Raw genomic sequence first — 17,850 nt, forward strand, 5'->3', positions numbered from 1 at the left:
CCCCCTCCGCACGGACATGACTCTCACTCACAGAACGCCCCGCCCTCGTCGTTTCGCGGCGCGACGCTAGCAGGCGCCCGGCGCCCGTCCATCGGAACCGTGCATCGCCGCCGACGATCGCGTCAATGTGTGTCGGCCCGACGTCAGATCAGGGCGGCGAGCGCATCGGGGCAGGGCGCATCCCGGGCGATGACGATCACCGGCACCTCGGCGTGGCGCGCGATCGCCTCGGCGACCGTCTCGGGCGGCGTCGGCGCGCCGGTGCTCTCGTTGACGACGATGGCGAGGACCGGGATGTCGGCCGCCCGGCAGGTCTCGTAGGCGGTCAGGGCGTGGCTGATCGCCCCGAGATAGCTGCCCGAGACGAGGATCGCCGGGCAGGCGAGCGACCACAGCCAGCCGAGGCCGGTCGCCTCCTGGGTCACCGGGCTCATCAGGCCGCCGACGCCCTCGACGATCAGCGTGCCCGTCGCGGCCTCCATCCGCTCCAGGCACCACGTGACGATGTCCTCGAGGACGGGCGCTTGGCCCTCGAGAGCCGCCGCCTGGTCGGGGGCGAGCGGCGCCGCGAAGCGCCACGGCGAGCAGGCCGCGACGGCGGCGGCCGTGACCGCGATCCCCTGGGCCGCCAGGAGCTGCGCCGTATCGCTGCCGGAAAAATCCGGGTCGCCCATCGGCGGCACGCCGCTCGCGACGGGCTTCAGCGCCCGCACGTCGCGTCCGTCGGCGCGCAGGCGCCGCACGATCGCCGCGGTGACGTAGGTCTTGCCGATCTCGGTGCCGGCGCCCGCGATGAAGACGGTCGTCATGGATGATGGATCCCGCGGCGCACCGGTTCTCGCGATGGCGACCGTCCGCCGCCTATCGATCGAGGCCGAACGAAACGTCGCCCGCACATCCCATCCCAGGTCATCCCGGGCCCGCCTTTCAGCGCCCCGGGATGACGGGGCGGGTGGAGCGCCCCTGAACGAGAACCCAACGGACGGGAGCGCCGTGACGAGAGCGGGCGCTCAGGCCGTGAAGCTGCCGTGGCAGTGCTTGAACTTCTTGCCCGAGCCGCAGGGGCAGGGCTCGTTGCGGCCGACCCGGCCCCAGGTGGTCGCGTCGTCGGGGTCGCGCTCCAGCACGGCCCCGTCGGCCGACAGCCCCTGGGCGGCGTAGCCGTAGGCCGGCCCGCCGCCGCCGTCGCTCCCGGTGCCGCGGCCGGCATAGTCCATCTCGTTCTCGCCGGTGACCGGATCGAGGTGCTGGGCGAACATCTGCGGCAGGCCGGGGGATGGCCCGAACGGGTTCGCCTCGGCTTCCGGCTCCTGGAACATGATCTCGACGCGCGAGAGCTGGCTGGTGACCTGCTCGCGCAGCTGCGTGACGAGGCCGTTGAACAGGTCGAAGGCCTCGGACTTGTACTCGTTCAGCGGGTCGCGCTGGGCGAAGCCGCGCCAGCCGATCACCTGGCGCAGGTGGTCGAGCGTCACGAGGTGCTCGCGCCAGAGGTGATCGAGGGTCTGCAGGAGCACCTGCTTCTCGATGTAGGTCGTCACCTCGGCACCGTTCTTCTCGGCGCGGGCGGCGTAGGCGGTGTCGGCGGCCTTCTTCAGGCGCTCGCGTATCTCCTCGTCCGCGATGCCCTCTTCCTTGGCCCAATCCTCGATCGGCTCGTCGAGGTTGAGGATCTCCGTCACGCGCTCGCGGAGGCCGGCGACGTCCCACTGCTCGGCGTAGGCGTTCTCGGGAATATGGGTCGCGACAAGGTCGTCGATCGTGGCCTGGCGCATCTCCTCGACGGTCTCGGACACGCTGTCCTGTCCCATGAAATCGCGGCGCTGCTCGAACACGACCTTGCGCTGGTCGTTCATGACGTTGTCGTACTTGAGCACGTTCTTGCGCATGTCGAAGTTGCGCGCCTCGACCTTCTGCTGCGCCTTCTCGATCGCCTTGTTGATCCACGGGTGGATGATCGCCTCGCCCTGCTCGAGGCCGAGCTTCTGCAGCATCCCGTCCATGCGGTCGGAGCCGAAAATGCGCATCAGGTCGTCCTGCAGCGACAGGAAGAACTTCGAGCGACCGGGATCGCCCTGGCGGCCCGAGCGGCCGCGGAGCTGGTTGTCGATGCGGCGCGATTCGTGGCGCTCGGTGCCGATGATGTAGAGGCCGCCCGGCAACGCCTTCTTGCGGCCGGCTTCCGGATCGGCCGGCTCGCCCGACGCCAGCACCTTGGTGCGGTTCTCGGCGATCTCGGCCTTGATCGCGGCGACCTTGGCGTCGCGCTCGGGGCCGTCCTCGAGGCCGGCGAGCTCCTTCTCGACGCGCATCTCGACGTTGCCGCCGAGCTTGATGTCGGTTCCGCGGCCGGCCATGTTGGTGGCGATGGTGATCGCGCCGGGCACGCCGGCCTCGGCGATGATGTAGGCCTCCTGCTCGTGGAAGCGGGCGTTCAGCACCGCGAAGCGCTTGGTGACGCGGCCCTCGCGCGCGGCGGCGTAGACGTCGGTGAGCGCATTCGGATCGGAATAGTCGAGCAGGGTGAAGCCAGCCTTCTTGAGCAGCTCGGCGATCAACTCGGACTTCTCGATCGAGCCGGTGCCGACCAGGATCGGCTGGTGGCGCGCATGCGCCGTCTCGATCTCCTCGATGATGCCGGCGTACTTCTCCTCGACGGTGCGGTAGACCTGGTCGTCCTCGTCGACGCGCTCGACCTCCTTGTTGGTCGGAATGTCGACGACCTCGAGCTTGTAGATCTCGGCGAACTCGTCGGCCTCGGTCGAGGCCGTGCCGGTCATGCCCGCGAGCTTGTCGTAGAGGCGGAAGAAGTTCTGGAAGGTGATCGAGGCCAGCGTCTGGTTCTCGGGCTGGATCGTCACCCGCTCCTTCGCCTCGAGAGCCTGGTGCAGGCCCTCCGAGTAGCGCCGGCCCTGCATCATGCGGCCGGTGAACTCGTCGATGATCACCACCTCGTCGTTCTTGACGATGTAGTCCTTGTCCCGGGTGAACAGCGTATGAGCGCGCAGCGCCTGGTTCACGTGGTGGACGATGGTGACGTTGTGGCCGTCGTAGAGGTCGCCGTCCTTGAGGATGCCGGCGTCGCGCAGCGCGTCCTCGATGAACTCGTTGCCCTCCTCGGTCAGCGAGACGGTGCGCTGCTTCTCGTCGAGGTCGTAGTGTGAGGGCACCAGCATCGGCATCAGCGCATCGACGGTGACGTAGAGCTCTGAGCGGTCGTCGACAGGGCCGGAGATGATCAGCGGCGTGCGCGCCTCGTCGATCAGGATCGAGTCGACCTCGTCAACGATCGCGAAGTTGTGCCCCCGCTGCGCCAGCTGGGACATCTCGTACTTCATGTTGTCGCGCAGGTAGTCGAAGCCGTACTCGTTGTTCGTCCCGTAGGTGATGTCGCAGGCGTAGGCTTCCTTGCGCTGCTCGTCGTCGAGGCCGTGCACGATGGTGCCGACGGTGAGCCCGAGGAAGCGGTAGACCTGCCCCATCCACTCCGCGTCGCGGGCGGCGAGGTAGTCGTTGACGGTCACGACGTGGACGCCCTTGCCCGACAGCGCGTTGAGGTAGACCGGCAGCGTCGCCACCAGCGTCTTGCCCTCGCCGGTCTTCATTTCGGCGATGCCGCCCTCGTGCAGCACCATGCCGCCGATCAACTGCACGTCGAAGTGGCGCTGGCCGAACACGCGCTTGGCCGCCTCGCGCACGGTGGCGAAGGCGGGAACGAGGATGTCGTCGAGGCTCTTGCCGGCCGCGAGCTCGGCCTTCAGCATGTCGGTGCGGGCGCGCAGGGCGTCGTCCGACAGCACCTGGATCTCGGCTTCGAGCTCGTTGATCGCCGCGACGCGGGGACGATAGCCCTTCACGCGCCGGTCGTTCGACGAGCCGAAAATCTTCTTGGCGAGGGCACCGAGCATCGTGAACCTGCAAACGGGAAAGCCCGTCGGCGGTCTCCCGCAGACGGCTGGCCTTGGCTGAGTTGGCCGGGCTTATAGAGGTAAATATCGCGGGCCGCATCTAAAAGAGGCCGGCGCGCGATGGGCTGCGCAGAGGCGCTTCGGCCCGGATCCGAATCAGTGCCGCCTCGCGCGGCCCGTTCGCGGGCGGCCGTCGCCCGCGGCGTCAGTTGACTTCGCAGAACCCCACGCCGGCGCCGACGATGCGGTCCGACGGGCACCACGGGCCGGCGACCCGCACCGGATGCGGCGACGGCTTCGCACGCTCCGCGATCGGCGCGACGGCGACGGGCGCGACGGCGACGGGCGTCAGCCCACGCACCGTCTCCCGTGCCTGCGTCCACGGCTCCGTCCGTGGCGACGCCGGCTCCGTTGCGCGAGGCGGTGCGATCGGCAGGGGAACGCCAGCGCTCGCGATGCGCTCGGTCGCGCGCGGCGGGACCGGAGCCGCGGCGGACGCGCTGCCGATTCCCAGGCGCAGGCGGAACCCGCGTGCCTCGGCGGAGGACGGCGTCGCCGCGAACGCGAAAGCGGTCGAAGCCGCGAGCACGATCCATCCGATCTGCGAGATCCTGCGCATCCGCCCCTCCGTCGATCCGGCAAGCCTGTGCCGGCGCGCGTTCACGAAGGCTCAAGAAACGGAGTCAACGGAATGCTTTCCCCGTGATGGGCGAGGACGGGCGGACGCGACGGCGATGGAACGTGCGTGCATCCTTTCCTCATCTGAGCCGTGCTCCTGCGACCTCATTTCCGTCATCCCTTGCGCCTTGCCTTTGCGTGCGACGCGAGCCACCTGTCTCGCCGATTCCCGCGGCTGCGATGCCGCTTCCTCGAAGCCCCGTGCGAGACCGTCCGGCGCCGTGCCGCGACGGGTCGGGGCAAAACCGTCCAGGAACGCCAACGCCATGTCGAAGACCCAGACCCTCCGCGGCGCGAGCGCGCTCGCCCTGGCGCTCGCGCTCGGCGGTACCGCCTCCGCGCAGACGCCTACCCCGGCGGCGCAGCCCTCCGTCGCCGCCGCGGTGCTGCCCTCGCCCGACAGCGTCGTCGCCAAGGTGAACGGGATCCCGGTCACCGCCGGCGACATCGCGGTGGCGGCCGAGGATCCGGCCCTGTCGCTGCCGGGCGTCGACGATGCGCAGAAGAAGGGCCTGCTGGTCGACTACATGCTCGACCTCAAGGTCGGCGCGCAGGCGGCGGACGCCGCCAAGATCGGCGACACGCCGGACTTCAAGCGCAAGCTCGCCTACTTCCGCGACAAGCTCCTCCTCGACGAGTACCTGGAGCGCGAGGCCAAGAAGGCGGCGACGCCCGAGGCGGCCCACGCGCTCTACGACCAGTCCGCCAAGCTGATGAAGCCGGAGGAGGAGATCCACGCCCGCCACATCCTCGTGGAGAACGAGGCCGAGGCGAAGAAGATCGCCGCACGGATCAAGGGCGGCGAGGACTTCGCCAAGGTCGCCGCCGAGACCACCAAGGATGCCGGCTCGAAGGCCGAGGGCGGCGACCTCGGCTGGTTCTCGAAGGACCGGATGGTGAAGGAATTCGCCGACGCCGCCTTCAAGCTGCAGCCCGGGCAGGTTTCCGATCCGGTCAAGTCCCAGTTCGGCTGGCACGTCATCAAGGTCGAGGAGAAGCGCAACAAGCCCGTGCCGACCTTCGACGAGCTGAAGGAGCAGATCGATCAGGCGCTGATCCGCAAGGCGCAACAGGATCTGATCCTGAAGCTCCGCGCCGACGCCAAGGTCGAGCGCTTCGACGAGAACGGCAAGCCGATCGCCGCGCCGGCCCCGGCCTCCGAGGAGCCGAAGAAGCCCTGACCGCGGCGGCCGCCCGACGTTCGCTCGCGCCGAAGCGTGGCAGCCGCGGGCTTCGGCGCGGCTCGCCGCGTCTGAGATGTGATGACGGACCGCTCATGCACGGAATTTGCGCCTAAGGATCAACATTTGCGCAAGGATCGTGCGAAAGAGTGCCCAACGAGCGGGGCGGCAGGAAAATCATCGCGATGCCGTCGGAGCAGGTTCTGCTGAAGCCCCGCCTGGCACCCATGATCTGGCTCACCGAGACCGCGGCGCCGGTCTGCGTCGAGATCAGCGACGGGCTGCGGCGGACGTTGTTCCGGCGAATGTCCTCGCTGATCTCCGACTCCCTCGTCGGGCTGATCATCATCGCGATCCTGCTGTACCGGAACCCGATCCCGGCATTCTTCGCCTGGGCGGCCGTCGATACGATCCTGGTCCTGTTCCGTTTCGCCGTCATCGGCCGGTTGATGCGGATCCTCCGAGATCCCTCGCTCCGCCGTCCGAGGGACACCCTCGTCGTCGATGCCTTCATCGCCGGCAGCGTGCTGTGGTGCGCGCAGATCGGCGTCGGCGCCTTCCTCTGCATGAGCTTGGGCGATCCCGTCCTGGCGGTGTTCGGCACCATGCTGTCGACCGGGATCGTCGGGGCGATGTGCGCGCGCAATCCCGGCTCGCCGCGCATGGTCAAGCTGCAGATGGTCCTGATCATCGTGCCCTATGCGGCCGGCGCTGCGATGGGGCCGGAGCCGTGGCTGTGGCCGATCGCGCTCATCGCCCCGCTTTATCTATGGGGAACGATCAGCATCAACCGGGAACTCCACATCGATTACCTCAAGATGCTGATGGCCCAGCAGGAAAGCAGCCACCTCGCCCTTCACTGCAGCCTGACCGGCCTGCCGAACCGCAACTCCTTCAAAGCGCGCCTCAAGGCGGCCGAGCGGAACGCTTCGGTGCTCTTCCTCGACCTCGACGGCTTCAAGGCGGTGAACGACCAGCACGGGCATCCGGCGGGCGATGCGCTCCTGACGGCCGTCGGCGAACGGATCCGCGGCTGCGTGCCGGATCCCGCCGACGTCGCGCGGCTCGGCGGCGACGAGTTCGCGATCCTGGTCCATGCCGACGACGAGCGCACGATCGCGGCGATCGCGACCCGCCTGATCGCCGAGGTGGCACGACCCTACGCGTTGCCGACGGGGTTGGTCGTCCGGGTCGGCCTCAGCATCGGCATCGCGACGCGGCGCGACGCGGACACCGACCCGATGCTCCTCCTGCCGGAAGCCGATCAGGCCCTCTACGAGGCGAAGCGGGCCGGCAAGGGCACCTATCGCTGGTTCCAGCCGGCGAACGACGCCGACCTCTCCAGCCAAGTGCGAGAGCTTCGCGACATGCTCCCGAAGACCCAGACCGTCCGCGAGCACGGCTTCGAGGCCGGTCTCTCGGTCACGCGCGCCTAGAGATCGACGCGCGCCAGCCCCCCGGTCGACGCCGAACCGAGCGCCGCCTCACTTCACGTCGGGCGTCAGGTAGGAGGAGGTCGCCGGGCGGGCGGCACCGACGATCCCAAGTGCAGCCAGCTCGTCGGTGCGCCGGCGCGATGCCAGGATGTCGAGCACCGCGACGACCAGCCAGGGACACGCGATCCCGATGAAGAACGCCATCTCATCACCCTTGCTGATCCGGGCCGCCCGGCATCGAGAGCTGGATGATAGCCCGGCGCCGGGGCTTCGCAAGATGTCGTGCGGGTCGATACAGGTAATCAGACCCAGCCCTGCAGCTCCCGCCGCACCACGGTCTCGATCACCTTCATGCCGAGGTCGCTGTCGTTGAGGCAGGGGATGTAGGCGAAGCGCTCGCCGCCGTTGTCCTCGAAGTAGTGCCGGTTTTCGCCGTCGAGCTCTTCCAGCGTCTCCAGGCAGTCGGCGGTGAAGCCCGGCGCGACGATCGCCATGCGCTTCACACCGGATTTCGCGAGCGTCTGCACGGTCTCGTCGGTGTAGGGCTTGAGCCATTCCTCGTTGCCGAAGCGCGACTGGAAGGTCGTCCGCATCCGCTCGGTCGAGAAGCCGAGCTCTTCGCGGATCAGGCGGCCGGTCTTCACGCACTGGCAGTGATAGGGGTCGCCCTTGAGCAGGTAGCTCTTCGGCACGCCGTGGAACGAGGTGAGGATCACCTCCGGCTCGAAATCGAGCTTGGCCAGCCCCTCGCGGATCGAATCGGCCATCGCACGGATGTAGACGGGGTCGTCGTGGTACGGCGCCGAGACCCGCACGGTCGGCTGCCAGCGCATCTGCATCAGCGCCTTGAACGCCTGGTCGCAGGCGGTGGCCGAGGTCGCGGCGGCGTATTGCGGGTAGAGCGGCACCAGCAGGATGCGGTCGCAGCCCTGATCGAGCAGGGCCTGGATCCGCAGGGCGACCTCGGGCTTGCCGTAGCGCATCGCCCAGTCGACCACGACCTTGTCGCCCATCATCGCCTGCAGGCGCTCGGCCTGGCCGCGGGTGATGGTCTTGAGCGGGCCCTCGTCGCGCTCGTTGTTCCACACGCTCGCGTAGTCCTTGCCCTTCGGGCCGGGACGCTTGGTCAGGATGATTAGGTTGAGCAGCGGCCACCAGATCAGGCGCGGCACCTCGATCACCCGGCGGTCGGACAGGAACTCCTTGAGGTAGCGGCGCATCGGCCAGTAGCTCGTGCCCTCCGGCGTGCCGAGGTTCATCAGCAGCACGCCGACACGGCCCCAGCGGACCGGGGGGTGATCGGCCGGAAGGGTGCCCGCGCCGGCCGCAAGGCTCGGCTCGACGGTGGAGACGGCCGACAGGGACGCCGGTTCGACGCGTTCGTTCATGGTGAGGTTCTCGGCCATGGCGGCCGCTTCCTGTCCTGGGCCGCCGGGCGCGCGGCGACAGTGAGGCCGCGCGCCCGCATGACGGCGGTGCTGTTGTGCGGGATCGGATATCTAACTAGAGCACGAAGCCTGCCAGCGAAGGTCCGGCCGACGAGAGCGCGACATGCAGTCTCCCCGCTACTTCCTGAACCACTTCATGCCGTTCACCGGCTACCCCTACACGGGGGCGCCCACGGCCTGCAATCTGTGCGGCTCGACGGAGAGCGTCACCGTGGCGGAGACCGATCGACGCCTGAAGACGCTGAAGTCGATCGCCTGCGCCGAATGCGGCCTGATCCGCACCGATCCGATGCCGACGCCGGCCGAGCTGGCGGATTACTACGCCCACGCCTACCGCGCCGACTACCAGCTCGCCTTCGCGGGCGGCCCGCCCCGGGTCCATCTCAAGCGCTCGGCGCGCGAGGCGGCGTTCCGGGCGGAACTGCTCGCGCCGAAGCTGGTGCCGGGCGCCCGCCTGCTCGATTTCGGCTCCGGATCGGGCGAGTTCCTGGCCGCCGCCCGGGCTCGGGGCTGCGAGGCGATCGGCGTCGAGCCGGGCCGCGACTATTCCGCCTATGCCCGCGCGACGCACGGCGTCGAGGTGCTGGACGACGCCGCCGACGACCAGTTCGCACCGGGCACGTTCGACGTGATCACCACGCACCACGTCATGGAGCACCTGCGCGACCCGGCCGACGTGATGGAGCGGTTGGCACGCTGGCTGAAGCCCGACGGTGTGCTCTACGCCGCGGTGCCGAACATGGCCGCCACCGGCAAGCCGCCGCACGAGCGATTCCATTTCGCCCACGTCCACGGCTTCGTGCGCGACACCTTCGACCTCACCGCACGCCGCGCCGGCCTCGTGCCCGACACCAATTACTGGCGCGAGGACACGACGGTGGTCTACCGCAAGACCGATGCGCCGCCGGTGCCGATCCGCGCGCCCGGCCTCGCCCAGCGCCTCGCCGAGGAGCTGAAGCCGATGCCGGCCGCGGCCTACCTCGCTTCCGGCGCCTGGATCTGGCCGATGGTCCGCCGCAACGCCAAGGCGGTGCGCGAGACCTTCTCGGCCCGCTAGGACATCGTCTGCGGGCGGGCCGGGCTTCAACGCGCGCGAAGATGCTCCAAGGACCGTCGTGCGCGCGTCACGTCGGCGGGGGTAGGCTGGACTTTTCCGCCAAGACGCAACGCCATGCCTCGCCCCAATCGCCGCCAGACCTTCGGTCTCGGCATCGGCGCCGGCCTTTCGGCCGGCCTGCCCGCCATCGCGAACGCGACCGAGCCCACGGCGCCCGAGCCGACGCTGACGCTGCTCCTCGTCAACGACGTCTACCTCATGGGCGAGGTCGACGGGCGCGGCGGGTTCGCGCGGCTCAATGCGATCGTGAAGGCCGAGCGCGACCGCGGTGTCCCGGTGCTCTACGCCCATGCCGGCGACACCCTGTCGCCCTCGCTGATGTCGGGGTTCGACAAGGGCGCCCACATCGTCGACCTGCTGAACCTCGCCCCGCCGGACGTGTTCGTCCCCGGCAACCACGAATTCGATTTCGGGCCCGCCGTCTTCCGCGAGCGCATGGCCGCCGCCGCCTTCCCGTGCTTCGCCGCCAACCTGCGGAACGGATCCGGCCGGCCGTTGCCGAGCCTGCGCGATCGGCAGATGCTCACCCTCGGCGGCCTGCACGTCGGCGTCACCGGCATCGCGTTGGCCGCGACGCCGGAGAAATCCCAGAGCGGCGATCTACGCTTCGGGCCCGAGCTGGAGACGCTGGCCGCGCAGGCTGAGGCGCTGCGCGCCGACGGCGCGGATCTCGTCGTGGCGATCGTCCACACCGCGCGCGCGACCGATCTCGCGATGCTGGCGGCGGGCCATGCCGACATTCTTTTGTCGGGGCACGACCACGACCTAGTGGTGCAGTACGACGGGCGCCGCGTGCTAGCGGAGTCGAGCAGCGACGCGCATTACGTCACCGCCATCGACATCCACGCCAGCGTCTCGACGGCGGGCGGCACGCGGCGCGTGACGTGGCGGCCGAGCTTCCGAATCCACGATTCGGCGACCGTCGCACCCGATCCGGATACGCTGACCCTCGTGCGCAAGCTCGAGGGCGACCTGTCGCGCCGGCTCGACGTGCCGGTCGGCGAGACCGCCTATCCGCTCGACAGCCGCATCGTCTCCGTGCGCGCCCGCGAGGCGAGCTTCGGGAGCCTCGTCGCCGACGCGCTGCGGGAGGCGACGGGCGCCGACATCGCGGTGATGAACGGCGGCGGCGTGCGCGGCGACCGCCTGTACCCGGCCGGCACGATGCTGACGCGGCGCGACATCCTCACCGAGCTTCCGTTCGGCAACACCATCGTGTCGGTGGCGATCACCGGCGCCCAGGTCCGCGCGCTGCTGGAGGCGGGGTTTCGCGAGATCGGCCGCCCGACCGGCCGCTTCGCGCAGATCTCGGGCCTGACCGTCCGCGTCGATCCCGATGCGCCGGCGGGCGACAGGATCGTCTCCGTCCGCGTCGGCGATGCGCCGCTGGACTCGGCCCGGACCTACCGGGTCGCCGCCAACAACTTCCTCTACGAGGGGGGAAACGGCTACGGCGTGCTGGCTCGGGGGCGGACCTTGATCGGCGCGACGGATGGCGGGCTCGTCGCCACCGCGGTGATCGATTATGTCGCCCGCCACGCCCCGATCACCGTGACCGAGGGCGATCGCATCCTGATCGGCCGATGACCGAACCGACCGTCTCCGCAGCGCTCGCCGCGTTCCGGCAAAGCGCTTCCCCGTGGCTCGCCTTGCCGTTCTTCGCGGAGGGCGCGGCGGATATCGTAGCGGCACGGGTCGACGAACGGATCGCGGCCGGCGCGCAGGTCTTGCCCGCGCCCGGCAACATCTTCGCCGCCCTGGCGCTGACGCCGCTGCCCGCGGTGAAGGTCGTGATCCTCGGGCAGGATCCGTATCCGACGCCGGGCGACGCCAACGGGCTCGCCTTCTCCTATGTCGGCTCCCGGCGCCTGCCGGCCTCGCTCAAGGTGATCCTGGCCGAGGTCGAGCCGGGCAAGGCGACGCACGGCGACCTCACGGCCTGGGCGCACCAGGGGGTGCTGCTCCTCAACAGCGCGCTCACCGTCGAGGCGGGCCAGGCCGGGGCGCATCTTCGGTTCGGCTGGGCGAGGCTCGCCGACGAGGCGGTCGCGGCCGTCTCGGCGCGCGCCGAGCCCGCCGTGTTCCTCCTGTGGGGGGCACAGGCGCGGGCACGGGCCGCGCTGATCGACCGATCGCGACACGGCGTGCTCGAATGCGGCCATCCGTCGCCGCTGAACCGGGCGCGCGACTTCCCCGGCTCGGACCCCTTCGGCCGGGCCAACGCGTGGCTCGCCGAGCACGGGTCGGCGCCGATCGCGTGGCGCCTTCCCTGACGGCTCCGTCCCGCAGCGTTACTGGGCGGGCTTCGGCGCCGGTGCCGGTTGCGCGGGCGTGTCGGCGCCGGCGGGCGGCGCGTCGGCTGCGGCCGGCAGCAGCACGTCCTTCGCGACCGTGCCTTCGGGGCCGTATTCGCCGGCGACGGCGAGGCACGCCTTCTCGCGATGCTGGGCCATGTCGTTCGACATCAGCGCGAACATCGACTGCACCCGGCCGCCGAACGGGCCGCGCGGGCTGACGTCGGCCGATCGGGTGCCCTGCTTGACCAGCAGCGCCTCGAAGGTGTCGGTCCCGATCCGATAGCCGCAGACGTTCGACGCCGCGAAGATGTAGGCCGCGAATTCCAGCGCCCGCGGGGCCGGGGCGTTGCGGATCTGCGCCGCGGCGGGCTGCGCGGCGAGACCGAGGCTCAGGAGGGCGGCCGCGGCGGCCGGCGTGGCGAACATGCGCATGGGCGAAAGTTTCCTCATCGTCGTCGACGACTTCTTGCGAGTCGTTGAGACGGGCGAGATACGCCGAACGGTGAACGCCGCCCAGGGGGAGCGGCCCGACGGATTGCCTCAGGCCACGCAGGACAAAGGTGAAGGTCGTTCGTGGTTAAGCGTTACCTGCGTTGCAATCGATAGCGGCGTTTCTACCGCGTCACTGGCCGTCCCGGTCCCTCGTCTGCCTTGCGGAACCGCGGAACTTGTTTCGACTTGATCCTGCCCTACGCGGGGGTTCGAAGCCTGCTATTAACCGGTGGCGAGCAGATCGGAGTCCGACATCTTCCGCAATGAGCCGGACCGGACGCCGCATGCACTTCGCCCTCGACCACCGCGCAGAGCCAGATCCCGCCTTCGTGCCGCCGTCGCTGCGCCTCGCCGAACCGAGCGACGCACCCTCGGGCGAGCGCCGCAACCGCTACGCCCGCTGGGCCCTGCACGAGGGGCTGGGGGAGGGCGACGTCGTCGCCCTGCTGATGCGCAACCAGCCCGACGTGCTCGCGATCTGGCAGGGCCTCGGCTCCGTCGGCGTCACCGTGATGCCGCTCGACCTCACCCTGCGCGGGACCGCGCTCGCCCGGAGCCTCGACGCGATCGGCCCGCGCCACCTGTTCGTCGACGCCGGCCTCGCGGAGACGCTGTGCAGCGTCCAGGGCCTCGTCTCGGTCCAGCCGCTGGTGTGGTGGCACGGCGGCGCCGACTTCGCCCGCATCGACCTCGAGATCGCCGAGTACGACGACGCCCCGCTCGCCCCGCAGGCGCTGCCGGCGCGCCGGGCCTGAGCCATCCTCGAAACCCGACGCGTCCGTGATAGGCTCGACCGGCCATCGACACGGGAGCCAGGGCATGTCCTCGACCGCGCAGACCGACGCGCCGCTGCTGCTTCGCGCGGATGCCGAAGGCATCGCCACGCTGACGCTGAACCGCGGTCCGGCCCGCAACGCGCTGTCCCTCGGGCTGATGGCGGCCTTGCAGGATGCGCTCGACGCGATCGCCGAGGATCGAGCCGTGCGCGTCGTCGTGCTGCGCGGCGCCGGGCCGGCCTTCTGCGCCGGTCACGATCTCAAGGAGATGCGCGCGCATCCCGGGCGCGAGGCCGCGGCCGAGGTGTTTTGCGCCTGCTCCCGGCTGATGCTGGCGATCACCCGGCTGCCGCAGCCGGTGATCGCGCAGGTTCACGGCATCGCCACCGCCGCCGGCTGCCAGCTGGTCGCGACCTGCGATCTCGCGGTCTGCGCCGACGACGCCCGCTTCGCGACGCCCGGGGTCAACATCGGCCTGTTCTGCTCGACCCCGATGGTCGCGCTCTCCCGCGCGGTGCCGCGCAAGGCGGCGATGGAAATGCTGCTGCTCGGCGAGCCGATCGACGCCGCGGAGGCGTTGCGCATCGGCCTCGTCAACCGTGCGGTGCCGACCGCCGATCTCGATGCGACGGTGCAGGCGATGGCGATGCGCATCGCGGGCAAGTCGGCGCGGGTGGTGGCGATCGGCAAGGAAGCCTTCGGCCGCCAGGCGGAGCTCGGCCTCGAGGATGCCTACGCCTACGCCGCCGAGGTCATGACCCGGAACATGATGCTCGCCGACGCCGACGAGGGCATCGACGCCTTCCTTCAGAAGCGCACGCCGCGCTGGCCGGCGTGAGCCGCGGTCGAGCCGCGCGGTTCGGCGCGCGAAACGTCCGTCAGCCGCGGCCGGCCGGAATCGGGAAGCGGCGCGCGAACCAGTCGCGCAGCACCGCACGCTCGTAAAACAGGCCGCCGGTCGAGAAGCGTGGGTTGGCCGTCAGCATGAAGTTGGGGTCGGTGACCGTATCCTCGCCGCTGGCGACCACCCGCTTGCCACGCCGCAGTGCGTAGGCGAGCCGGATCCGCGGCGGCGTGAAGTCCTGGACGATCCGCAGGCCGCTCGGCGTGCTGAAGCCCGGCCGCTCGTACCCGGCGAGATCAATATCGAGGACGGTGATGTCGAGGCTCTCGTCGGGACCGAGGCGCCGGCTGCCGAGGTCCTGGAAGATCCGCGTCATCTCCGCCAGCGTCAGCCGCAGGCTCCGGCCGGAGGAGGCCCAACGGTCCTCCGCGTCGGTGAAGCGCTCCGGCGCGACGTAGCGCACGCCGACCTGCGCGACGGCGGGACCGCCGAGCGCGAGACCCGTCAGGGCTGCCAGGACGACGCGCCTCATTGCTTGGCGCGGTTGATCACGGCGAGCAGCGCGCGGGCGACCGGCTCGGTCACGTTGCGGCGGTACTTGCGGTGGACCAGCTGCCCGTTGTGGTAGACGTCGTGCTCGACGTAAAGCCGCTCGCCGTCCCACCGCACGATGTTGTCGGTCTCGGTCGTCTCCTCGACGCCGAGGTCGTCCCGAAGGATCGCGCTGCCGGTCTGGGTGAACATGCGCAGCTCCTCGCACCTTGATCGGGGATCGCCCGCGCAGACGATCCGTCCGTAGGGTCCACAATAGGCAACCGGCGCAGGCTGCGCCAGTTGCGGCACCGCTCCGACCCCCGACAAGGACAGCTCGGCTTCGCGGTCGCGGGCATCTCAGCGGATCGTGATCTGATCCTTGATCTTGTCGTAGGTCGCGCGGCTGAGCACGCGCTTCGACAGCAACTGGTCAATCGTCGTGTAGGGCCGGCGCTGGATGATCGCCCGCCCGATGCTGCCGCCGCCGCGCAACCCGTTCAGCTCCGCCAGCGATGCAGTGTTGAGGTCGACCAGCGCCAGCGCGCGCGGTCCGGCGCTGTCGCCGGCCTCGTTCACCTCCGCCTGACCGGTCGGTTGCGGCTCCGGCACGGATTGCGAGAGAACCGGGGCTTCCGCGGTCGGCTGGGGTGCCGGAGCGGGTGTGGGCGCGGGATCCGGCGATACCGGCGGCGCGGCGATGCCCGCTCGAGGCGCTGCGGGGGACGGGACCAGCGTCGGCGTCCCGACCTTTCGCGGCGCCGGGGCGACGGATGCCGGCGGCACGGCGACCGGCGGCGCCTGCGCCGGCGACGGTGCGTGCGGCAGAAAATACTGAATCAGGGCGGCGAGGCAGCCTGCGACGACCAGCAGAAGCGAGATCCGCAGAATCGTCGAACCGCTCAGCATCGCCCCTCCCATCCGTGTTGTTTGGCAAACGCTTGGCAAGTTTTGCAAACGCTTGGCAAGATAGAGACGTTGCGCTGCCGGAGCAAAGCACGGCGTAGACGATCGGGCCGGCCGTCAACAAGCGTCGGCGCGGAAGACCTTCGGACGGCTCGCGGGGCCTTCGGCATCGACGCCGGCTCCGCGCCGGCCCATACCCGCCGGGATGCCGACCGCCCGCCTCGACCCCGCCCTGGCCGCCCCGCTCGCCGCCGCCAGGCGACACATCTCCGAACGCTTCGGATCGCTGCGCTACCTGCCGGCCCTGTTCGCGCAGGTCCGCGCCGCGAGCCCGCGCCTGTTCGCTGCCAGCCTCGCCCTGCGCCTCGTCGGCGCCGGGCTGCCGGTGGCGACCCTGTGGCTCGCGAAGCTGATCCTCGACGCGATCGTCGCGGAACATGCCCGGCCGCGGGCGACGCCGATGAGCGTCGATGCGTGGCTCTCGGACCCGCACCTGTCGCGGCTCGCGGCCTTGGTCGCGGCCGAACTCGCCCTGGCGATCCTCTCCGACCTGATCGGACGCCTCAGCACGTTGGTCGACGGGTTGGTCGCCGACCTCTATTCCAACGCCGCCTCGCTCCGGCTGATGCGCCATGCGGCGGCCCTCGACCTCGCGCAGTTCGAGGATAGCGCACAGCAGGACCGGCTTGAGCGGGCGCGCCGGCAGGTCACCGGGCGCACCAGCCTGATCGCCCAGGTGTTCGGGCAGGGGCAGGCCCTGGTGACTTTGCTCTCGTTCGCCGCGGGCGTCGCGGTCTACACCCCGTGGCTGATCGTGCTGATCGCGGCGGCGCTGGTGCCGGCCTTCCTCAACGAGGCGCACTTCACCCGAGCCGGTTACCGCCTCGCCTGGATCCGCACCCCGGAACGGCGGCGGATCGACTACCTGCGCTACCTCGGCGCCAGCGTCGAATCGGCCAAGGAGGTCAAGCTGTTCGGCCTGAACGGCTACATCACCGACCTCTATGCCGGCCTCGCCGACAAGGTGGTGGCCGACAACCGCGCGCTGGCGATCCGCCGCGCCGGCTGGGGCGGCGCCTTCGCGGCGCTCGGCACGCTGGCCTACTACGCCGCCTACGCCGTCATCGTCTGGCGCACCGTGGCGGGCGGCTTCTCGATCGGCGATCTCGCCTTCCTTGCCGGCGCCTTCCAGCGCCTGCGCGGGCTGATCGAGGGCCTGCTGCTCGGGTTCACCCAGATCGCCGGGCAGACGCAGTACCTCGAGGACCTGTTCTCGTTCTTCGCGATCGCGCCGTCGATCCGCTCGCCCGAGACCCCGGCACCCCTGCCGGCGACGATCCGCCAGGGCCTCGCCTTCGAGGATGTCGGCTTCCGCTATCCCGGCGTCGACGCGTGGGCGGTGCGGCACCTGAGCTTCACCCTCGCGGCGGGCGAGACCCTGGCGCTCGTCGGCGAGAACGGGGCCGGCAAGACCACGATCGTCAAGCTGATGACCCGGCTCTACGACCCGACCGAGGGGCGCATCCTGCTCGACGGCCTGCCGCTGCAGGCCTACGACCTCGACGCGCTCCGCGGCCGCATCGGTGCGATCTTCCAGGATTTCGTCCGCTTCGACCTCACCGCCGGCGAGAACGTCGCCGTCGGGCGGATCGAGGCCCGGGACGATGCCGAGCGCATCGGCCGTGCGGCTGTGCGTGGCCTCGCCGACGCGGTGATCGCGCGCCTGCCGGCCGGATACGACCAGCCCCTCGGCAAGCGCTTCGACGGCGGCGTCGACCTGTCCGGGGGCCAGTGGCAGAAGATCGCCCTGTCCCGGGCCTACATGCGCGACGCCGAGATCCTGATCCTCGACGAGCCGACGGCCGCGCTCGACGCGCGCGCCGAGTACGACGTGTTCCGCCGCTTCCGCGACCTCAGCGCCGGGCGGGCCGCGGTGCTGATCTCGCACCGCTTCTCCACCGTTCGGATGGCCGATCGCATCCTGGTGCTGGAGGACGGAAAGGTGCTCGAAGCCGGTACGCACGACGCGCTCGTCGCCCTCGGCGGACGCTACGCCGAGCTGTTCGAGCTGCAGGCGGCCGGCTACCGCTGATCCGGCGCCCGGCATTGCTCCGGGCCCGGCACCCACTACCTGCAGCCTGCGCCTCAACTTCGGCCGTCACCGCCTCGGGAGCTTCCACGATGCCACGCCACGCCACCGCCCTCGTCGCCGCGTTCCTCGCCGGCGCGGCCTGCT

17 protein-coding genes are annotated in these 17,850 nt (G+C 70.3%); 8 read left to right on the top strand and 9 right to left on the bottom strand.

Annotation, left to right across the window (positions count from 1 at the left end; genetic code table 11):
* Positions 1-143: 143 nt before the first annotated feature.
* From bioD to MKK64_RS18625, 3 genes are all read right to left on the bottom strand, one after another.
* Positions 144-809 carry a dethiobiotin synthase gene (bioD, locus tag MKK64_RS18615; RefSeq protein ID WP_243936351.1) on the bottom strand — a complete coding sequence of 222 codons (666 nt, stop codon included), beginning with the start codon at positions 807-809 and terminating at the stop codon, positions 144-146.
* 201 nt (positions 810-1,010) lie between these two features.
* The gene (secA, locus tag MKK64_RS18620; protein WP_243936353.1) at positions 1,011-3,908 is read right to left on the bottom strand and encodes a preprotein translocase subunit SecA; all 2,898 of its coding nucleotides are present in this window, start codon (positions 3,906-3,908) and stop codon (positions 1,011-1,013) included.
* Positions 3,909-4,113: 205 nt separating this feature from the next.
* Positions 4,114-4,572, bottom strand: a complete 459-nt coding sequence (locus MKK64_RS18625; protein ID WP_243936354.1) for a hypothetical protein — start codon at positions 4,570-4,572, stop codon at positions 4,114-4,116.
* A gap of 280 nt (positions 4,573-4,852) precedes the next feature.
* Between MKK64_RS18625 and MKK64_RS18630 the strand changes: the two genes are divergently transcribed.
* On the top strand, positions 4,853-5,767 hold the full coding sequence (locus MKK64_RS18630) for a peptidylprolyl isomerase (protein WP_243936355.1): 915 nt from the start codon (positions 4,853-4,855) through the stop codon (positions 5,765-5,767).
* Between the two features lie 185 nt (positions 5,768-5,952).
* Positions 5,953-7,203, top strand: a complete 1,251-nt coding sequence (locus MKK64_RS18635; RefSeq protein WP_243936356.1) for a GGDEF domain-containing protein — start codon at positions 5,953-5,955, stop codon at positions 7,201-7,203.
* A gap of 48 nt (positions 7,204-7,251) precedes the next feature.
* Here the strand turns inward: MKK64_RS18635 and MKK64_RS18640 are convergent, their stop codons facing one another.
* Both MKK64_RS18640 and hemH read right to left on the bottom strand, forming a co-directional pair.
* Positions 7,252-7,407: a hypothetical protein gene (locus tag MKK64_RS18640; RefSeq protein WP_243933375.1), complete on the bottom strand. Its 156-nt coding sequence runs from the start codon at positions 7,405-7,407 to the stop codon at positions 7,252-7,254.
* A 98-nt stretch (positions 7,408-7,505) separates the two neighbouring features.
* Complete coding sequence (gene hemH, locus MKK64_RS18645; RefSeq protein ID WP_243936402.1) at positions 7,506-8,591, bottom strand: ferrochelatase; 1,086 nt, start codon at positions 8,589-8,591, stop codon at positions 7,506-7,508.
* A gap of 163 nt (positions 8,592-8,754) precedes the next feature.
* Here hemH and MKK64_RS18650 point away from each other — a divergent pair, with 163 nt between their 5' ends.
* From MKK64_RS18650 to MKK64_RS18660, 3 genes are all read left to right on the top strand, one after another.
* Complete coding sequence (locus MKK64_RS18650; protein WP_243933377.1) at positions 8,755-9,708, top strand: class I SAM-dependent methyltransferase; 954 nt, start codon at positions 8,755-8,757, stop codon at positions 9,706-9,708.
* Positions 9,709-9,822: 114 nt separating this feature from the next.
* Positions 9,823-11,355 (top strand): bifunctional metallophosphatase/5'-nucleotidase, encoded by a 1,533-nt coding sequence (locus MKK64_RS18655; RefSeq protein WP_243936357.1) that lies wholly within the window; start codon positions 9,823-9,825, stop codon positions 11,353-11,355.
* Positions 11,352-12,041, top strand: coding sequence for a uracil-DNA glycosylase (locus tag MKK64_RS18660; protein WP_243936358.1), 690 nt, complete (start codon positions 11,352-11,354; stop codon positions 12,039-12,041). Before MKK64_RS18655 ends, MKK64_RS18660 begins: the two co-directional genes overlap by 4 nt.
* 18 nt (positions 12,042-12,059) lie before the next feature.
* Here the strand turns inward: MKK64_RS18660 and MKK64_RS18665 are convergent, their stop codons facing one another.
* Positions 12,060-12,491: a hypothetical protein gene (locus tag MKK64_RS18665; protein WP_243936403.1), complete on the bottom strand. Its 432-nt coding sequence runs from the start codon at positions 12,489-12,491 to the stop codon at positions 12,060-12,062.
* Between the two features lie 350 nt (positions 12,492-12,841).
* On the opposite strand from MKK64_RS18665, the gene MKK64_RS18670 reads away from it, so the two are divergent.
* Both MKK64_RS18670 and MKK64_RS18675 read left to right on the top strand, forming a co-directional pair.
* Positions 12,842-13,312 carry an AMP-binding protein gene (locus MKK64_RS18670; protein WP_243936359.1) on the top strand — a complete coding sequence of 157 codons (471 nt, stop codon included), beginning with the start codon at positions 12,842-12,844 and terminating at the stop codon, positions 13,310-13,312.
* Positions 13,313-13,376: 64 nt separating this feature from the next.
* Entirely contained in the window at positions 13,377-14,171 is a 795-nt protein-coding gene (locus MKK64_RS18675; protein WP_243936361.1) for an enoyl-CoA hydratase, read from the top strand.
* A gap of 40 nt (positions 14,172-14,211) precedes the next feature.
* Here the strand turns inward: MKK64_RS18675 and MKK64_RS18680 are convergent, their stop codons facing one another.
* The 3 genes from MKK64_RS18680 to MKK64_RS18690 all read right to left on the bottom strand — a co-directional run bounded on the left by MKK64_RS18680 (position 14,212) and on the right by MKK64_RS18690 (position 15,617).
* Positions 14,212-14,709 carry a DUF3016 domain-containing protein gene (locus MKK64_RS18680; RefSeq protein WP_243936362.1) on the bottom strand — a complete coding sequence of 166 codons (498 nt, stop codon included), beginning with the start codon at positions 14,707-14,709 and terminating at the stop codon, positions 14,212-14,214.
* Positions 14,706-14,921, bottom strand: coding sequence for a hypothetical protein (locus MKK64_RS18685; RefSeq protein ID WP_147728766.1), 216 nt, complete (start codon positions 14,919-14,921; stop codon positions 14,706-14,708). The genes MKK64_RS18680 and MKK64_RS18685 overlap by 4 nt, the downstream gene beginning before the upstream one ends.
* A 147-nt stretch (positions 14,922-15,068) precedes the next feature.
* Positions 15,069-15,617, bottom strand: coding sequence for a ComEA family DNA-binding protein (locus tag MKK64_RS18690; protein WP_243936363.1), 549 nt, complete (start codon positions 15,615-15,617; stop codon positions 15,069-15,071).
* 202 nt (positions 15,618-15,819) lie between these two features.
* Between MKK64_RS18690 and MKK64_RS18695 the strand changes: the two genes are divergently transcribed.
* Positions 15,820-17,706, top strand: coding sequence for an ABC transporter ATP-binding protein (locus tag MKK64_RS18695; protein WP_147858146.1), 1,887 nt, complete (start codon positions 15,820-15,822; stop codon positions 17,704-17,706).
* Positions 17,707-17,850: the final 144 nt, after the last annotated feature.

Source organism: Methylobacterium sp. E-025 (assembly GCF_022829705.1).
Taxonomy (GTDB): Bacteria; Pseudomonadota; Alphaproteobacteria; order Rhizobiales; family Beijerinckiaceae; genus Methylobacterium.